Origin of the sequence: Kitasatospora sp. NPDC058048 (genome assembly GCF_042885555.1) — a bacterium.
Classification (GTDB): Bacteria; Actinomycetota; Actinomycetes; order Streptomycetales; family Streptomycetaceae; genus Kitasatospora; species Kitasatospora lactacystinica.
The window spans coordinates 54,289-69,711 of sequence record NZ_JBHVRT010000025.1 but is presented as its reverse complement, the minus strand read 5'-3'; the positions used below and the strand labels follow the sequence as shown (position 1 = coordinate 69,711).

The 15,423-nt window shown below is 75.2% G+C and carries 13 protein-coding genes and 1 pseudogene; 5 read left to right on the top strand and 9 right to left on the bottom strand.

Annotation, left to right across the window (positions count from 1 at the left end):
* Positions 1–12: 12 nt before the first annotated feature.
* The 3 genes from ACFVVA_RS25190 to ACFVVA_RS25180 all read right to left on the bottom strand — a co-directional run bounded on the left by ACFVVA_RS25190 (position 13) and on the right by ACFVVA_RS25180 (position 3,650).
* Positions 13–1,110 carry a DUF2332 domain-containing protein gene (locus ACFVVA_RS25190; RefSeq protein WP_387692862.1) on the bottom strand — a complete coding sequence of 366 codons (1,098 nt, stop codon included), beginning with the start codon at positions 1,108–1,110 and terminating at the stop codon, positions 13–15.
* A gap of 173 nt (positions 1,111–1,283) precedes the next feature.
* Positions 1,284–2,435: an SUKH-4 family immunity protein gene (locus tag ACFVVA_RS25185; protein ID WP_387692861.1), complete on the bottom strand. Its 1,152-nt coding sequence runs from the start codon at positions 2,433–2,435 to the stop codon at positions 1,284–1,286.
* 201 nt (positions 2,436–2,636) lie between these two features.
* Positions 2,637–3,650: a hypothetical protein gene (locus ACFVVA_RS25180; protein ID WP_387692859.1), complete on the bottom strand. Its 1,014-nt coding sequence runs from the start codon at positions 3,648–3,650 to the stop codon at positions 2,637–2,639.
* A 58-nt stretch (positions 3,651–3,708) separates the two neighbouring features.
* Here ACFVVA_RS25180 and ACFVVA_RS25175 point away from each other — a divergent pair, with 58 nt between their 5' ends.
* Entirely contained in the window at positions 3,709–4,269 is a 561-nt protein-coding gene (locus ACFVVA_RS25175; RefSeq protein WP_387692857.1) for an ATP-binding protein, read from the top strand.
* 4 nt (positions 4,270–4,273) lie between these two features.
* On the opposite strand, the gene ACFVVA_RS25170 is transcribed toward ACFVVA_RS25175, so the two are convergent.
* Positions 4,274–4,864, bottom strand: a complete 591-nt coding sequence (locus tag ACFVVA_RS25170) for a DinB family protein (RefSeq protein WP_387692855.1) — start codon at positions 4,862–4,864, stop codon at positions 4,274–4,276.
* Between the two features lie 146 nt (positions 4,865–5,010).
* Here ACFVVA_RS25170 and ACFVVA_RS25165 point away from each other — a divergent pair.
* A pseudogene (locus ACFVVA_RS25165) lies at positions 5,011–5,775 on the top strand (class I SAM-dependent methyltransferase); the annotation flags it as partial.
* 162 nt (positions 5,776–5,937) lie between these two features.
* Here the strand turns inward: ACFVVA_RS25165 and ACFVVA_RS25160 are convergent.
* The 5 genes from ACFVVA_RS25160 to ACFVVA_RS25140 all read right to left on the bottom strand — a co-directional run bounded on the left by ACFVVA_RS25160 (position 5,938) and on the right by ACFVVA_RS25140 (position 9,232).
* Positions 5,938–6,510 (bottom strand): dihydrofolate reductase family protein, encoded by a 573-nt coding sequence (locus ACFVVA_RS25160; protein ID WP_387692852.1) that lies wholly within the window; start codon positions 6,508–6,510, stop codon positions 5,938–5,940.
* Between the two features lie 67 nt (positions 6,511–6,577).
* Positions 6,578–7,393 (bottom strand): SRPBCC domain-containing protein, encoded by an 816-nt coding sequence (locus ACFVVA_RS25155; protein WP_387692850.1) that lies wholly within the window; start codon positions 7,391–7,393, stop codon positions 6,578–6,580.
* Positions 7,390–8,103, bottom strand: a complete 714-nt coding sequence (locus ACFVVA_RS25150; RefSeq protein WP_387692847.1) for an ArsR/SmtB family transcription factor — start codon at positions 8,101–8,103, stop codon at positions 7,390–7,392. The genes ACFVVA_RS25155 and ACFVVA_RS25150 overlap by 4 nt, the downstream gene beginning before the upstream one ends.
* Before the next feature lie 212 nt (positions 8,104–8,315).
* Positions 8,316–8,672: a hypothetical protein gene (locus ACFVVA_RS25145; RefSeq protein ID WP_387692845.1), complete on the bottom strand. Its 357-nt coding sequence runs from the start codon at positions 8,670–8,672 to the stop codon at positions 8,316–8,318.
* Positions 8,673–8,692: 20 nt separating this feature from the next.
* Complete coding sequence (locus ACFVVA_RS25140; RefSeq protein WP_387692843.1) at positions 8,693–9,232, bottom strand: RNA polymerase sigma factor; 540 nt, start codon at positions 9,230–9,232, stop codon at positions 8,693–8,695.
* Positions 9,233–9,545: 313 nt separating this feature from the next.
* Between ACFVVA_RS25140 and ACFVVA_RS25135 the strand changes: the two genes are divergently transcribed.
* From ACFVVA_RS25135 to ACFVVA_RS25125, 3 genes are all read left to right on the top strand, one after another.
* Complete coding sequence (locus tag ACFVVA_RS25135; RefSeq protein WP_387692840.1) at positions 9,546–10,394, top strand: hypothetical protein; 849 nt, start codon at positions 9,546–9,548, stop codon at positions 10,392–10,394.
* A 1-nt stretch (position 10,395) separates the two neighbouring features.
* Positions 10,396–12,051, top strand: coding sequence for a DNA polymerase Y family protein (locus ACFVVA_RS25130; RefSeq protein WP_387692838.1), 1,656 nt, complete (start codon positions 10,396–10,398; stop codon positions 12,049–12,051).
* Positions 12,052–12,115: 64 nt separating this feature from the next.
* Positions 12,116–15,397 carry an error-prone DNA polymerase gene (locus tag ACFVVA_RS25125; protein ID WP_387692836.1) on the top strand — a complete coding sequence of 1,094 codons (3,282 nt, stop codon included), beginning with the start codon at positions 12,116–12,118 and terminating at the stop codon, positions 15,395–15,397.
* Positions 15,398–15,423: the final 26 nt, after the last annotated feature.

The window sequence follows — 15,423 nt, the reverse complement described above, 5'->3', positions numbered from 1 at the left end:
CCTCGTCTGCCTCTATGCCTCGCCGGGCCACGCCTCGCCGAACCAGTCCAGGGACTGCCCGTGCGGCCCGGTGAAGGCCACCGGCCGCTCGTCCAGCGCGAGCGCGAACAATCCGGAGTCGGCCGGGGCCGGGCGGGGGAGGCGTCGGGCGACGGTCGGCAGCACGGAAACCGCCTCGTTGGAGATCCAGTGCCCGGGCAGCTCGCGCATCGTCGTCGCGAACTCCTCCCGCTCCTCCGGCGACAGGTACGCGAGCACCGCGCTGTGGAACACCACCGGCGTCGACCCCGCCGGGGCCCGAGCCACCAACTCACCCACCGTCGCGTTGAGATCGCCGCGCACCAGCAGTGGCGGTTCGGCCCGGGCGACCGGGACGGCGCCGCGCAGCCGGTCCAGCCGGTGGGTCTGCTCGGGCCAGACCAGCGACTCCAGCCAGCGCACGTCCTCCTCGGCCCGCACATCCAGCGGATTGAGGTCGATCCCGGCCCGCCACACCACCTCGGGCAGCCGCTCCCGCAGGGATCCGGGGAGCGGCACTGGACCGCTCACCGCGCAGTCCAGCGTCACCGGGCTCGCCTCGGCGCCGAACTCGGCGACCGAGGTACCGGCCCCGCTGCCGCTGCCGCTGCCGCTGCCGCTGCCGTTGCCGTTGCCGCTCTCGCTCACGCCCCCATTCCTGGGCCCGTCTCCGGCCACGTACCGGTACCGGTATCGATACCGGTCCGGGTACAGGCAGAGTCCGGCCGAGGCGCCGACCTCGATCAGGGCGAGCGGCTGCGGCAGCGCGGCCAGCAGCGGCAGCAGGGTGGCGCAGCGGCCCGCCTCGTTGGTCTGCGTCCGCCGCTCCAGCATCGTCGCCGAGACCCCGGCCCAATGCTCCGCCGCCCAGCCGCGGAAAGCCGGCCAGCCCTCCGTCACCGGCCCGCCTAGGTGCCGGACCGCGCCGAACAGCAGATTCGGCTGCCGCTTCGCGATGGGCAGCCCGTCCAGCAGCGCACACAACTGCCGGTCCTCGGCGACGCGTTCGGCCAGCTCCTGGTAGATCGGCGAGTTGCCGTGCGCCTCCCTCTCCGCGAACGCCCGGTAGAGCTCCCCCGTACCGCTGCGCATCCTTCGCAGCTCCCTTCGACGCCTTCTCAAGTGATCGAATCGGCTCAGCCTACGTCCGGCCCGTCACCCCTCCCGCCGCCCGCCGCCCACAGCGCGTCGACCGGCGGGCCGGTGCACCGGCCCGTCGGCGCCCCGGCCACCGCCCGTCACCAGAGCCCGGCCGGGCGAAGCGCTCAGCCGAGCAGGCCGCCCATGTGCCCGTCCTCGGCGAGCAGTCGCCAGGAGCAGCCGGGCGAGGCGAACGCCTCCGGGTCGACGGTCTCCACCAGTCGGTCCACCACCGCGCTCAGCAGCGCCTGCGGATCGAACACCGCCCAGGTGCCCCGGGCCCGGCCGTAGTCCCAGCGGTCCCACTCGGCGCGCAGCCGCTCGTACGTCCAGAGGGCGTAGAGCAGGGCGGACAGGTCGCGGTTCAGGTAGGCCTCGGGGTGGCCGTCGTCGTACCAGTCCGGCAGCTCCAGCCGGCCGGTGGCGCCGTCCAGGGCGATCGTGAGGTCGGTGGGCCAGTCCCCGAGGGCGAGGAAGTCCCGCTGGTACGGCCGTTCCTCCTCGCCGTCGAAGTACTCCGGGTACGCCTCGCCCATGGTGACCAGCGGTTCCTCGCACACCCCGAACATCGCCCCGCCCAGCGGCAGGCCGACCTCGGTCAGCAGCCGCCGGGTCGGCTCGTGCACGAGGGCGGCGGGCAGCTCCTCGGGCCGGAACCGGTGCACCCGGCCGGGGCCGCCGTCCTGGTCCGTCAGCGCCGCCAGCTCCGCCACCAGCTCCGGGGCCGTCTCGTACGCGGGCCCGCCCGGCCCGCCGGGCAGCGCGCCCCAGCCCAGCGCCCGCACCAGCAGCGCGGTGCCCCAGTGCGGGGGCGGAGCGGATCCGTCGTCGAACAGTCCGGGATCGATCTCCCGCATCCGCCGCTCGGCCCCTGCCAGCACCTCGGCCACCACGGTGGGCCCGCGTCGCCCGTCCAGTGCCTCCGGCCGCCGGGCCCCCTCGGCCACCGCGTCCACCTCGCGCACCAGGCCCGCCAGCGCGGCCACGCCGGAGGCCAGCAGGTCGCGCCGCGGGCCACCGTTGTCCAGGAACACCTCGCCGGTCACCCCGTCCAGCAGCACCAGGCTCCCGCCGGCGGCGAACGGCGTGCAGTACTCCGTCTCCCCGAGGACGAACAGCCGCTCCGCCTCCGCCGGGAAGGCCGTCAGCTCCCCGTCCCCGAGCGCCTCGAAGTCCAGGAACGCCCCGGTCGCCGGCAGTCCCTCCCGCACCAGGAACTCCCGACTCCCCGCGTGCACCACCTCACCCGGCAGCTCCGCCGCCCGCACAAATCCCACGTGCCCCAACCCTTTCCCTGCCTGCCCCGTGACCCACAGACCCTAGCGGCCCGGCCCGACAACACCGAGGACTCCCGAGCGGGGGAGGGGTGCGGCGGCGGGTCGGTGTGAGCGGCCGGCCGGGGGCGGGGCGGGGCGGGGTGGTTCGGTTGGTCGCCCGGGGCGCTCGCCGTGCGGGGGCGGAGGGGGCGCCCGGGCGGCTCACGGCAGCGCGGCCCCGTCGACGTTCCAGTGCTCGGGCAGGTCCGCGTCGCAGAAGACGCAGGCGTAGTGCTCCTCGCGGACGAGGTTGCAGCGGGCGCACCGGGGGCAGCGGCGGAAGACCACCGCGTGGGTGAAGGCGTCGGGGTGCGGCAGTCCGAGGCGGGCGAGGGCGGCGGCGACGGCGGGCCAGGACGTGGTGTCGGGGCAGTAGCCGGTGGAGTGGTTGCCGACCGTCTCGACCTCCCATCCGTCCGGTGACCGCCGGAACCCGATCTCCCCGGCGCTCAGCACCAACTCCCCGCCCGCACAGTCCACATGCTCGCTGCGGCGCGGAGCGATTCGCAGTGCGCCGCCGAGGTCGACCACGAAGGTGAACGGTTCCGCGAGCTCCTCGGCCGACCGCTCCTCCGCCCAGGCGGCGAACTCGCCTTCCGTCCGCAACCGTTGACCGCCACCGCCACCGCCACCGCCATCGCCGCCACTGCCACTGCCACTGCCACAGCCCCCGCCGCCGGTGCCGTCACCAGCCGCCCGCAGCTCCGGCGGCCCCACGTACCGGTACGCCCTCCCGAAGCTGTCCGCCACCTCCGCCTCGATTCCGCGCTCGGCCAGCCGCGCCCGCCAGTACGCCATCTCGACGGCTGTCCCGCTGAGGCCGAAGTCCCGCAGCTCGTCGAGGAGTTCCCGCGCCTGCCGGAGTGTGATGTCCGCTCCTTCGCGGAGCGTCCGTAGTGCGGCCACCGGGTCGGTGAGCGGCCCGGTGAGTCGGAGCCGGGCCGGTCCGTGGGTGGTCAGCAGCGTCTCGCGGACGTCCTGCGGTGCGGCCTCCGGGCCCGCGTCCTCGCAGCAGGCGGCGCCGCACCGCGGGCAGAAGCGCTCGGCGTCCCACCACAACTCCCGTCCGTGCAGCAGGAACTGCCCGAAGCTCCGGACCGCGTCGCCGCCGCAGTCCGCGCACCGGACGGTCACCCTCGCGCCCTGCTCCGTACCCGTCACGCCGGATGTCCCCATGCCCGACACCCTAGGGAGCCGCTTCGCTGCCGCTCCACCCGGCCCGTAGGGTGCGGGGATGAAGCGCTACCTGCTGACCGGCACCCCGGGGGCCGGGAAGACGGCGATCCTGCGGTGGCTGGAGTGGGCGGGCCATCCGGTGGTCGAGGAGTCTGCGACGGACGTCATCGCGCTGCGGCAGGCCCGGGGCGAGCCGGAGCCGTGGACGGACCCGTCGTTCGTGGACGCGGTGGTCGACCTGCAGCGGCGGCGGCAGGAGGGGGCCGTCGGCCGACCGGGGGAGGTGCGGTTCTTCGACCGCTCGCCGGTGTGCACGTACGCCCTGGCGGTGTACCTCGGCCATCCGGTGACCCAGGCCCTCACCCGGGAGCTCGACCGCATCCGGGAGGCGGGGGTGTACGAGCGCCGGGTGTTCTTCGTGGAGAGCCCGGGCTTCGTCATTCCGTCCGAGGCCCGGCGCATCTCGTACGAGGAGTCGCTGCGGTTCGAGCGGATCCACCGGGAGGCCTATGCCGGGTTCGGGTACGTGTGTGTACCGATCGCCCCGGGGCCCCTCGCCGACCGGGCGGCGGCCGTGGTGCGGCACGTCGGCGCGGACGCGGCCCCGCACGGGAGCTGACGGTTCAGGCCAGGCTGCCGGCCTGCCGGGCCGCCTGCTCCACGCGGTCGTGGTGGGCCCGCCACCAGTCGGCGTCGCCGGGGGCGGTGTTGGCGCCGTCGGAGCGCTGGCCGGTGGCGCCGTCCACAAGTTCGCGGACCAGGTCGGCGTGTCCCACATGGCGATGGGTCTCGGCGATCATGTGGACGAGTACCCGGTGCAGGGTCTGTTCGTGGCCGGCGCCGAACGGGACCTTGCCGACGGCGTCCAGCGGCAGGGCCTCGATGGTGGCGTCGGAGTGTGCCCAGACCCGCCGGTAGCGCCCGGTGATCTCCTCGGTGCTCTCGTCCGCCCGCGCCCACAGGTCGCCGTTCGGCTCGGTCCCGCCGGTGATCCACACGGGGGCCGGTTCGGGGAAGGGGCGGCCGAAGGTGTCGCCGAAGTACAGGGCCTCGGCGCCGGTGACGTGCTTGACCAGGCCCAGCAGGTTGGTTCCGGTGGGGGTGAGCGGGCGGCGCAGGTCGTACTCGGAGAGGCCTTCGAGCTTCCAGAGCAGGGCGTCGCGGGCGTCCTGGATGTAGATCCGGAGGTCGGTCTTGTCATCTGTCACGGTCATGGGATCAGTCTGCTGATCACGGAATGCCTGTCCATCGATTTCCCGCCCCGCGAACGTCTGGCCAGGAGTCAACTCGTGCCAGGATCAACTCCGTTCGCCCGAGGCCGGTTCCCTGGCCGGATCCCTGTCCGAACCTCTGGCCGAACCCGGTCGCCCCCGGACTGGCGGAGGCGCCGGCCGAGGCGCTGGGGCTCGACGGGCGGGGGCGGCTGCTCGACGTGGGGTGCGGGCCGGGCACGCTGGCGCTGGGCCTGGCGCACCTGTTCGGCGAGGTCGTCGGAGTGGACCCGGGCGCCGGGATGACCGCCGAGGCGCGCCGGGCCGGCGCCGCGGAGCCCAAGGCCACCTGGGTGCGGGCCCGGGCCGAGGAACTGCCCTCGGGCCTCGGCACCTTCACACTGGCGACCTTCGGCCAGTCCTTCCACTGGATGGACCGCGACCTGGTGGCGGCGACCGTACGGCGCGTGCTGCGGCCCGGCGGCGCCCTGGCGCACGTCTCGGACCTGAAGGGCGAACCGCGGCCCACCGAGGGGCTGCCGCACCCGCCGGTCCCGTACGCCGCGATCGGCGAGCTGGTCCGGCGCTACCTCGGCCCGGTCCGCCGCGCCGGGCAGGGGCTGCTGCCGCACGGCACACCGGACGGCGAGGCCGCCGTCCTCACCCGGGCGGGCTTCACCGGCCCGCAGCGGATCGTCGTCCCGGGCGGGCGACCGCTGGAGCGCACGGCCGGCGAGGCGGTCGCGGGCGTCTTCTCGCTCTCCTCCTCGGCCCCGCACCTCTTCGCGGAGCGCCGCCCGGCCTTCGAATCGGACCTCCGCGGCCTCCCGGCCCGGACCTCGCCGCCGGGGCTCTTCTCGGAGCGGCAGCCGAGCGGCGAGGTGTTCATCTGGCGCACCGCAGCGGAGCGTTGACGGCCCGGGAGGGGGCGCAGAGAACGGAGCACGGCCGCACGGGACACCGGACACCGGGCATCGGGCATCGGGCACGGGACAGGAGGGCCGCCCCCGCCCCGAACCCGTCGACGCTCTCGCCGCCGACGCAGGGGAAACGGTCGGGGCGCAGCCGGGGAGCGGTCAGCGGACGACGTCGAAGACCTGCTTCTGCAGGCCGTTCCCGTACACCTCGTGCTCGACCAGCTTCAGCTTCTGGGTGTCCTTGTCCGTCGTGCTGAACAGGCGCTTGCCGGCGCCGAGCAGCAGCGGGAAGACGAGCAGGTGGTAGCGGTCGATCAGACCGGCGTCCGAGAGGGCCCGGTTCAGGGCGGCGCTGCCGTGGACGATGATCGGGCCGCCCTCGGTCTCCTTCAGCGCGGCGACCTCGTCGAGCGAGCGCAGGATGGTGGTCCCGCCCCAGTTCGGCACCAGGTCGTCCTCGGTGAGGGTGGTGGAGACGACGTACTTCGGCAGCGTCTTGTAGCGGGCGAACTCCGGCATGTCCGGCCACACCGGGCTGAACGCCTGGTAGCTGACCCGGCCGAGCAGCATCGCGGTGGCCTCCTCCTGCTCCCGACCCTTGATCTCGAACGCCTCGGGGAGGAACTCGATGTCCTTGAAGGTCCAGCCGGAGTTGCGGTAGCCGGGTTCGCCGCCGGGGCCCTCGACGACGCCGTCGAGCGAGACGAAGGCGGTGCTGATCAGGGTGCGCATGGGTGGTTCCTCGGTTCTCGTGCGGTTTCTCGTGCGGATCTGGAGCGGTCGGGCCGGGCAGGTCGGGTCAGGTGAGTCGGCCGTGTCGGTCAGGCTGGGTCGGGCCGGTCGGGCCGGGGAGGTCCGAACGGCCGGAAGGAGCAGGTCGGCCGAGGACCCCGGACAGCCACTGCTGCCAGGCGGCCTCGGACCCGTCCGGAGCCGGGCCGAAGAGGTGGTGGAACATCAGCACCAGGCCGGAGCCGTGGTGGAAGGTGTAGAGCCCGTCGGCGGTGCGGACCTCGAAGCGCTCGTCGTCCGCCCAGGCCACCTCGCCGTCCAGCGGGGGCAGGCCCGCCGGTTCGCCGTGGACCCGCGTGCCCGCGGTGACCGGGAGCGGCAGCGACAGGGCGTGGGCGAGGAGGGCCCGGACCTCCGGCTCCGGTCGGCCGGCCGACGGCGCGGCGGCGAAGACGGGGACGGCGGTGCGCCCGGGGAAGTGGGTGAGGTACTCGCGCAGCGTGTGGAGGTGGAAGGGCCAGCCGCGGCGCAGCGCGTCGTACTCGTCCTGCCAGTCGTCGCCGAGCAGGCCGCTGTGGACGACGCGGAGCACGGTGGCACCGCCGTCCCGGCCCTCGATCAGGTACTCGAAGGCCATGAACCGGCCGTCCTCGCCGGCGGCCGTACGGGTGGCCAGGCGCTTGCCGGGCTCGTAGGCGGTGACGACCGCCTCCGCGCGGTGGCCCCCGGTCTCCATGACGGCGGTGCCGCCCTCGCGCGGGTCCAGTTCGTTGCGGCCCATGAACCAGGAGTCGATCCCCGGTCCGGTGGCGATCGCCTCCCAGACCTGTTCCGGGCTCGCCGGGAGGGAGGTCTCCAGCTCGATCTCGAAGGGGTGGGTCATCGTGGGTTCTCCTGGTTCGGTGCGGTTCCGGCGCCTTCTGCCGCGCTGCCGGCGGCGTCGGCCTCCGGCCCGGTCCCGGCCGGTTCGGCCCCGGCCCCGGCTGCCCCCGCCTCCGTCTCCGCCCCGGGCTGTGCGGAGGGGATCTGGTGGAGTCCGACCACCACCCGGTGGCTGCGGCCCCCGGGGGCGGACTCGTCGTGGTAGCGGCTGACGAGGGCGGCCACGGACTGGGCCAACTCCTCGGCGAAGGCGGCCCGGTCGGCCGCGGAGGCGAACCGTACCTGCGCGTCGATGCCGAAGGTGGCGACCCGTCGCCGGGCCCGGGAGGCGCCGGTCAGCAGGGACCCGACCTCCTGCACCAGCCGGGAGCCGAGCGCCAGCAGCCAGCGGGCGGAGAGCTGGTCGGGGGAGCGGGCGGGGTCCGGGCTCATGGCGGCCAGGACGCCGGGGGAGATCACGTAGGAGGACGCGGTGGCGCGGTACACCCGTTCGGTGACGTTGCCCTTGCGGCGTTCCTCGGCGAGTTCGACGAGGCCGTGCCGCTCCAGTTCCTTCAGGTGGTAGTTGACCTTCTGCCGGGGCAGCCCCAGCCGGGCGGCCAGCATGGCGGCCGAGCCGGGCTCGGTCAGGGCGGCGAGGAGGCGTGACCGCATGGGGTCCAGCGAGGCCTCGGCCGCAGCGGGTTCTTCGATCACGGCGACTTCCAGCACCGTTCCAGCATCCGACCGACAAAAAAAGTTGTCAAGGAAAAAACGCTTGTCGGTAACCCGGTCGGGCGAGTGCCGCCGCCCGACCGGCGGAACACGGGGTCGTGGGGCGGAGGCCCGGACTTCGACGGGACGAGCCCTCCCGCCACCCCCTCGGCCTCCGTCCTCCCGCCGCCGTCACCCCTCGGCCCCCGCCGCCCTCCGGTGGGAGCCGCTCAGACGGTGGAGCCCGTGAACGCCGGCCACGCCTCCTCCCCGTGCCCGTCGTGGCGGTCGGCGACGGCCAGCTTGCACCGGCCGTCCTCGCAGGAGCGCTGGAGGCGGCCCCGCGAGACGGTCTGCGCCAAGCCGATCGCCCAGCACGTCGGGCAGCCGCGCAGGGCGAGCAGGCCGACCGGCAGGAGGGCCAGGCCGACCGGCCCGACCGTCGGGACGAGGGCGACCGAGCCGATCAGCGAGCCGATGCCCACCACGCCGCGCACGACGTGTTCGGTCAGGGACTTGCTCGCGAAGTCGGGCCCCCCGGGGCCGGTGGCGGTTCCGGGCTTCGTTCCGGTCGTCGTTCCGGTCATCGTTTCCTCCACGGGCGGATTCAGGTGGTGGGCCGCAGCGTCCGGTGGACCGCCGAACGGGCCCGGTGCAGACGGGACTTCATCGCCGCCGTGCTGAGGCCCAGCGCGTCGGCGACCATCCGGCCGCTGTGGCCCTGGACGTCCCGCATGATCAGCACTCGGCGCTGGTCGGGGGGCAGGGCGGCGACCGCGGCCGCCACCGTGCCGGCTTCCAGGCGGCGCAGGGCGGCCTCCTCGGCGGAGTCCGCGCAGACGTCCTGCCGCAGCGGTGCGCCGTGGTCCCGCAGCCGGGTCCGTGCGCGCCGGAGGCACTCGTTGCGGACGATGCGGAACATCCAGGACGCCAGGGCGCCGGAGGCCCGCAGCATCCCGATCTTGCGGTACAGGATGATCAGGGCCTCCTGTGCCGCGTCCTCCGCGTCCTCCGGGGTGGCGCAGAGGGAACGGGCGAACCGCTGCACATTGGGGTGCGATCCCGACACCAGCGCGGCGATCGAGTCGACGTCGCCGGCCTGTGCGGCGGCGATCAACTGCTCGCCGGGCCAGGTCGATTCAGCCACGTCCGGCTCGCTTGCGCTTCACGGCGAGCGTGCAGGTGCAGAGCAGCACCAGGGCGACGGCGATGCCGATTCCGATGATCATCACTACCTCCGGATCCCGTACCCGACGTTTGTCGGAACGTTTATAAGAGGCGCGGGCCACTCCAAAGGATTCGGCCCGTGCCGCAGAAAGTCGTCCGGGTTCCCGGTGGGGCGCCGACGGCCGTGCCACGGCCCGTACGGCCTGCGCGAGCGGCCGGGTACACGGAGAGTGACGGGTGGGTTGACCAGGTCGGACTTGAATCTTTGCGAACAAATGTTCGATCCTGGGGGTGTGCCCGTTTTCGAATCTGTTTTCGAATCCACCGCCGAGCAGCCCGCACGCCCCGTGCTCCGCCCGGTGGCGTCCCCGGCTGCCGCGCCGGGGGAGCGGGGGGAGCGGGGTGAGCCGCGGGAGCGGGAGGAACGAGAGGGACGGGCGACACCGGCCGCCGGGCGGACGGCGGAGCCCCGGGGGCTGCTGCCGGTGCCGTCCGCGCTGCGGGAGGTGCTGCCCGACGCCGGGCTGCGCCGGGGGACGGCGGTGTCGGTGGCGGGCGGGGACACCGGGCTGCTGCTGGCGCTCGCCGCCGGGGTGAAGGAGACCGAGGGCGGCTGGGCCGCGGCGGTCGGACTGCCGGACCTGGGGCTGGCCGCCGCCGAGGGGTACGGACTGGACCTGCGGCGGCTGCTGGTCGCGGACGATCCGGGGCCGCACTGGGCCGAAGTGGTCTCGGTGCTGGCCGGCGCGGTCGAGCTGATCATGCTGCGCCCGGACGGGCCGGTGCCGCCGAAGCTGGCCGCCCGGCTGACGGCGGTGCTGCGGCGCAGCGGCTGCGTGCTGCTGGTCGCCGGACCGTGGCCGGGCGCGGTGCTGCGACTGGGGGTGCGCTCCGGGCGCTGGTTCGGGCTGGGCGACGGCCACGGGCAGCTCGTCGGCCGGCAGGTGGAGGTGGTGGCCGAGGGCCGCGGCTCGGCGGTGCGCGGCCGGACGGCCCGGCTCTGGCTGCCCGACGAGCACGGCGCGGTGCGCCCGCTCCAGGAACAGCCGCGACAGGGACGGCCGCAGCCGGTGGCGGAACCGGCGATGCCGGCGCTACCGGCGGCGGAGCCGATGGCACCCCGCGTGGCGGCGGTGGTCTGAGATGGCGGACGACGGAACCCCCCGGGTGCTGGTGGTCTGGTGCCCGGACTGGCCGGTGGTGGCCGTCACCGGCGACGACCCGGTCGCGGTGACCGAGGGCAGGCGGATCCTCGCCTGCTCGGCGGGCGCCCGGGCGGCCGGGGTGCGGCAGGGGCAGCGGCTCAAGCTGGCCCAGCGGCTCTGCCCGGAGCTGGAGCTGCGCGACCGCGACCCGGAGGCGGAGACCCGCCGCTTCGAGCCGGTGGTCGCGGCGGTGGAGGCGTTCACGCCCCGGGTGGAGGTGATCCGTCCGGGACTGTGCGCGATCCCGGTGAAGGGCCCGGGCCGCTACTTCGGCGGCGAGGAGGCGCTGGCCGGCAAGGTCGGCAGAGCGGTGGCGGACGCCCTCGGACGGCCCCTCGTCCCGGACGCCGTCCCGGGCGCGGTGGCCGTCGAGGCCCGACCGGCAGCCGCTTCCCGGCCCGAAGCCACCTCCCGACCGGCAACCGCCTCCCGCCCCGAAGCCGCCCCGCAGACCCGGGTCGGTGTCGCCGACGGCCTGTTCGCCGCGGTGCTCGCCGCCCGGGCCGGGGTGCTGGTCCCGGCCGGCCGGACGGCGGAGTTCCTCGCCCCGTACCCGGTGAGCGCGCTGGGCGACGAGACGCTGGCCGAACTGCTGGGGCGGCTCGGCCTGCCCACCGTCGGGGCCTTCGCCGCCCTGCCGGCCGAGTCGGTCGCGGACCGCTTCGGCCCGTCCGGGACGGTCGCGCACCGGCTGGCCCGCGGCTTGCAGCCGCGCCCGCTGGTGCCGCGCGACGAGGAGCCTGACCTCGCCGTCGAGCAGCGCTTCGACCCGCCGGAGCCGCTGGCCGAGCCGCTGGTGTTCGTCGCCCGCACGCTGGCCGAGCAGTTGCACCGGCGGCTGGCCGGGGCCGGGCTGACCTGCCGCCGGGTGGCCGTCGAGGTGGCCTGCGCGGACGGTCGGACGGCCTCCCGGCTGTGGCGGCACGAGGGCCGGTTGTCCGCGACGGCGCTGGCCGAGCGGGTCCGTTGGCAGCTGCAGGCCTGGCAGGGCGCGGGCACCTTCGCCGGCAACGGGGAAGGCGGGGAGGACCCGGGCTTCACCCTGCTCCGGCTGGCCCCCGACGGCCTCTCCCCGGACCAGGGCCGCCAGCTCGCGCTGTGGGGTCAGGCCGTCGCGGACGACCGGGTGGAGCGCGCGGTCGCCCGGGTGCAGGCGGTGCTCGGCCACGCGGGGTTGCGCCGGATCGAGCCGGCCGGCGGGCGCGGCCCGGGCGAGCAGGCGGTCAAGGTGCCGTGGGGCGAGCCGTACGAGGCGGCGGTGGCGGCCGACGCGCCCTGGCCGGGGCGGCTGCCGGAGGTGTGGCCCGCCGTGGTGCTGCGGGAGCCCGCGCCGGTGCGGGTGCTGGACGGGGCCGGGCGGCCGGTCACGGTGGACGGCCGGGCGGGGGTGTCGGCCCGGCTGGCCCTGGTCGTGGTCCGGGGCCGGGAGGAGCGGGTGGACGGCTGGACCGGTCCCTGGCCGGCGGTCGAGTACTGGTGGGACCAGTCGCTGGCCCGGCGCCGGGCGCGGTTCCAGGTCGTGGTGGGCGGTGGCCGGGCGCTGCTGCTCACCGTGGAGGGGGGTGCCTGGTACCTGGAGGCCGGCTACGACTAGCGGGTCGGTCGGCCCGGACCCGGGGGGAGTGGAACGAGCACGAGAACGACGAAGGCAACCCCCGATGGGCTTCACCAGCCACCCCACCCTCCCCTGGAGCGAGCTGCACCGCCGGCTGACCGGCGCGGCGCCGGACCGCACGGTCGTCCCGCTGCGCCGCCCCGCTCCCGAGCCTGCCCCCGCTCCCGAGGCTCCCCCCGCTCCCGAATCCCCTCCCGCTCCCGCTCCGGCGGAGCCCGGGTTCGGGACCGGCCCCGGGAGGGCCGCCGAGCCCTGGGCCGAGCTGCACGTCCACTCCGCCTTCAGCTTCCTGGACGGCGCCAGCGACCCGGAGGACCTGGTCGCCGAGGCGGTCCGGCTGGGCGTGGAGAGCCTCGCGATCACCGACCACGACGGCCTGTACGGGGCCGTCCGGCTCGCCGAGGCGGCCCGGGGCACGGGCCTGGCCACCGTGTTCGGCGCCGAGCTGACCGTCCGCGACGGCGGGGCGGAGGAGCACCTGCTGGTCCTCGCCCGCGATCCGGCCGGCTACCGCCGCCTCTCCGCCGCGATCGCCGCCGCCCAGCTGGCCGGCGGCGCCAAGGGCAGTCCGGTGTACGACCTCGCGGCGCTCGCCGGGGCGCACGACGGCCATTGGGCGGTGCTCACCGGCTGCCGGCTCGGCCGGGTCCCCGCCGCACTGCCCGACCGGGGCGAGGCCGAGCGCCGGCTCGGTACCCTCACCGAGGCGTTCGGCCGCGAGAACGTCCACGTCGAGCTGATCGACCAGTGGCTGCCCGGCGACGACCGGCGCAACGACGCCCTCGCCGCCCTCGCGGCGACGGCGCGGCTCCCCGTTGTCGCCTCCACCAACGCCCACCACGCCGGCCCCGCCCAGGGCCGCCTCGCGCAGAGCCTCGCCGCGCTGCACGACCGCCGCACCCTCCAGGACGCGGTCGGCTGGACCAGGGCGGCCGGCACCGCGCACCTGCGCTCGGGCCGCGAGATGGCCGGCCGGCTGGCCCGCTTCCCCGGGGTGCAGCGGGCCACCGCCGAACTCGGCCGGGCCTGCGCCTTCGACTTCGCCCGGCTGGATCCGGAGCTGCCCGGTTTCCCCGTGCCCGAGGGCGAGAGCGAGATCAGCCATCTGCGCGCCCTGGTCGCGGCCGGCGGCCCGGGCCGCTTCGGCCCCGGCAACGCCGCCGCCCGCCGCCAGCTCGGCAGGGAGCTGGACGTGATCGAGGACCTCGACCTGGCCGGCTACTTCCTGATCGTGCACGACATCGTGGACTTCTGCCGGAGCCGGGACATCTGGTGCCAGGGCCGAGGCTCGGCCGCCAACTCGGCGGTCTGCTACGCCCTCGGGATCACCGCGGTCGACCCGATCCACTACAAGCTGCTGTTCGAACGCTTCCTCTCCACGGCCCGGGACGGGCCGCCCGACATCGACCTGGACATCGAGAACCGCCGCCGCGAGGAGGTCATCCAGTACGTCTACGGCCGCTACGGGCGCGAGCACGCCGCCCAGGTCGCCAATGTGATCACCTACCGGCCCCGGCTGGCGATCCGCGACGCGGCCCGGGTGCTCGGCTACCCGCAGGGGCAGGTGGACGCGTTCAGCCGGCAGACCGACTTCCGCTCGGCCCCCGGCGCGGACGCCGTCATCCCCGCCGACGTGCTCCAGCTCGCCACCCAGCTGCACGGCCTGCCCCGTCACCTGGGCATCCACTCGGGCGGCATGGTGCTCACCCGGGAGCCGATCGGCGAGATCTGCCCCACCGAGTGGGCCCGGATGCCCGGGCGCTCCGTGCTCCAGTGGGACAAGGAGTCCACCGCCGGCGCCGGACTGGTGAAGATCGACCTGCTCGGCCTCGGCATGCTGGCCGCCCTGCACGACGCCTGCGACCTGGTCGCGGAGCACCACGGTCTGCGCTACGACCTGGCCACCATCCCGGACGACGACAAGGGCGTGTACGCGATGCTGCGCCGGGCCGACACCGTCGGCGTGTTCCAGGTCGAGTCCCGGGCGCAGATGGCGACCCTGCCCCGGCTCAAGCCGGACCACTTCTACGACCTGGTGGTCGAGGTCGCGCTGATCCGCCCCGGACCGATCCAGGGCGGTTCCGTCCACCCGTACCTGCGCCGCCGCGCCGGGGCGGAGCCGGCCGGCTGCCCGCACCCGCTGATGGAGAACGCGCTCGGCAAGACCCTGGGGGTGCCGCTGTTCCAGGAGCAGATGATGCAACTCGCCATCGACTGCGCCGGGTTCACCCCGGCCGAGGCCGACCGGCTGCGGCAGGCGATGGGCGCCAAGCGCTCGCACGAGCGGGTCGCCCGGCTGCGCGACCGGCTGCTGGGCGGGATGGCCGAGCGCGGCATTCCGCCCGAGGTGGCGGAGGACGTCTACGGCAAGATCGAGGCCTTCTCCAACTACGGCTTCCCGGAGAGCCACGCGATCAGCTTCGCCTATCTGGTGTACGCCAGCGCCTGGCTGAAGCACCACTTCCCGGCGGCCTTCACCTGTGCCCTGCTGGCCAACCAGCCGATGGGCTTCTACTCGCCGCTCAGCCTGGTCGCGGACGTCCGCCGGCACGGCGTGCGGGTGCGCGGGGTGGACGTCAACGCCAGTGGGGCGCGGCCCACCCTGGAACCGTACCGGGGGCCGACCCCGAAGCCGCCGCTGACGGCAGGGCGCCCGCAGCCGGCGATCCGGCTCGGCCTGGAGACGGTGCGCGGCATCGGCACCCCGCAGGCCGAGGCGATCGTGGCCGGGCAGCCGTACGCGGACCTGGAGGACTTCGCCCGCCGCACCGGCCTGCCCGGGCCCGCCCTGGAGGCGCTGGCGACGGCCGGGGCCTTCGACTGCTTCGGGTTGACGAGGCGTCAGGCGCTGTGGGCGGCAGGGGCGTTCGCCGGGATCTCGGCCGATCTGATCCCCGGCACCACGCCCGGCACCGAGGCGCCGGAGCTGCCCGGGATGAGCCCGGTCGAGGAGACCATCGCCGACCTGTGGGCCACCGGCACCTCCGCCACCAGTCACCCGCTCCAGCACCTGCGCGCCCGGCTGGAGCGCGGCGGCGCCCTCTGCGCCGACCGGCTCCCGGACGTACCGCCGGGAACGGCGGTGGTGGTCGGCGGCCTGGTCACCCACCGGCAGCGGCCGCCGACGGCCGGCGGGGTGCTCTTCCTCAGCCTGGAGGACGAGACCGGGCTGATCAACGTGATCTGCAACCGCCCGGTCTGGGAGTCCCAGCGCCGCACCGCCCTGGACCGGGCCGGGCTGCTGGTCCACGGGCACATCGAGCGCGACCGGGGTGCCACCAACCTGATCGCCACCCGGCTCGCCCCGCTCCGGATCGGCCTCTGAGCGGATCGGCCCGCTCCGGATCGGCC

Excerpts from the sequence above, each read along its gene's own strand:
- ACFVVA_RS25190 (WP_387692862.1), bottom strand. The coding sequence starts at position 1,110 with ATGCGCAGCGGTACGGGGGAGCTCTACCGGGCGTTCGCGGAGAGGGAG.
- ACFVVA_RS25180 (WP_387692859.1), bottom strand. The coding sequence starts at position 3,650 with ATGGGGACATCCGGCGTGACGGGTACGGAGCAGGGCGCGAGGGTGACC.
- ACFVVA_RS25175 (WP_387692857.1), top strand. The coding sequence starts at position 3,709 with ATGAAGCGCTACCTGCTGACCGGCACCCCGGGGGCCGGGAAGACGGCG.
- ACFVVA_RS25170 (WP_387692855.1), bottom strand. The coding sequence starts at position 4,864 with ATGACCGTGACAGATGACAAGACCGACCTCCGGATCTACATCCAGGAC.
- ACFVVA_RS25160 (WP_387692852.1), bottom strand. The coding sequence starts at position 6,510 with ATGCGCACCCTGATCAGCACCGCCTTCGTCTCGCTCGACGGCGTCGTC.
- ACFVVA_RS25155 (WP_387692850.1), bottom strand. The coding sequence starts at position 7,393 with ATGACCCACCCCTTCGAGATCGAGCTGGAGACCTCCCTCCCGGCGAGC.
- ACFVVA_RS25145 (WP_387692845.1), bottom strand. The coding sequence starts at position 8,672 with ATGACCGGAACGACGACCGGAACGAAGCCCGGAACCGCCACCGGCCCC.
- ACFVVA_RS25130 (WP_387692838.1), top strand. The coding sequence starts at position 10,396 with ATGGCGGACGACGGAACCCCCCGGGTGCTGGTGGTCTGGTGCCCGGAC.
- ACFVVA_RS25125 (WP_387692836.1), top strand. The coding sequence starts at position 12,116 with ATGGGCTTCACCAGCCACCCCACCCTCCCCTGGAGCGAGCTGCACCGC.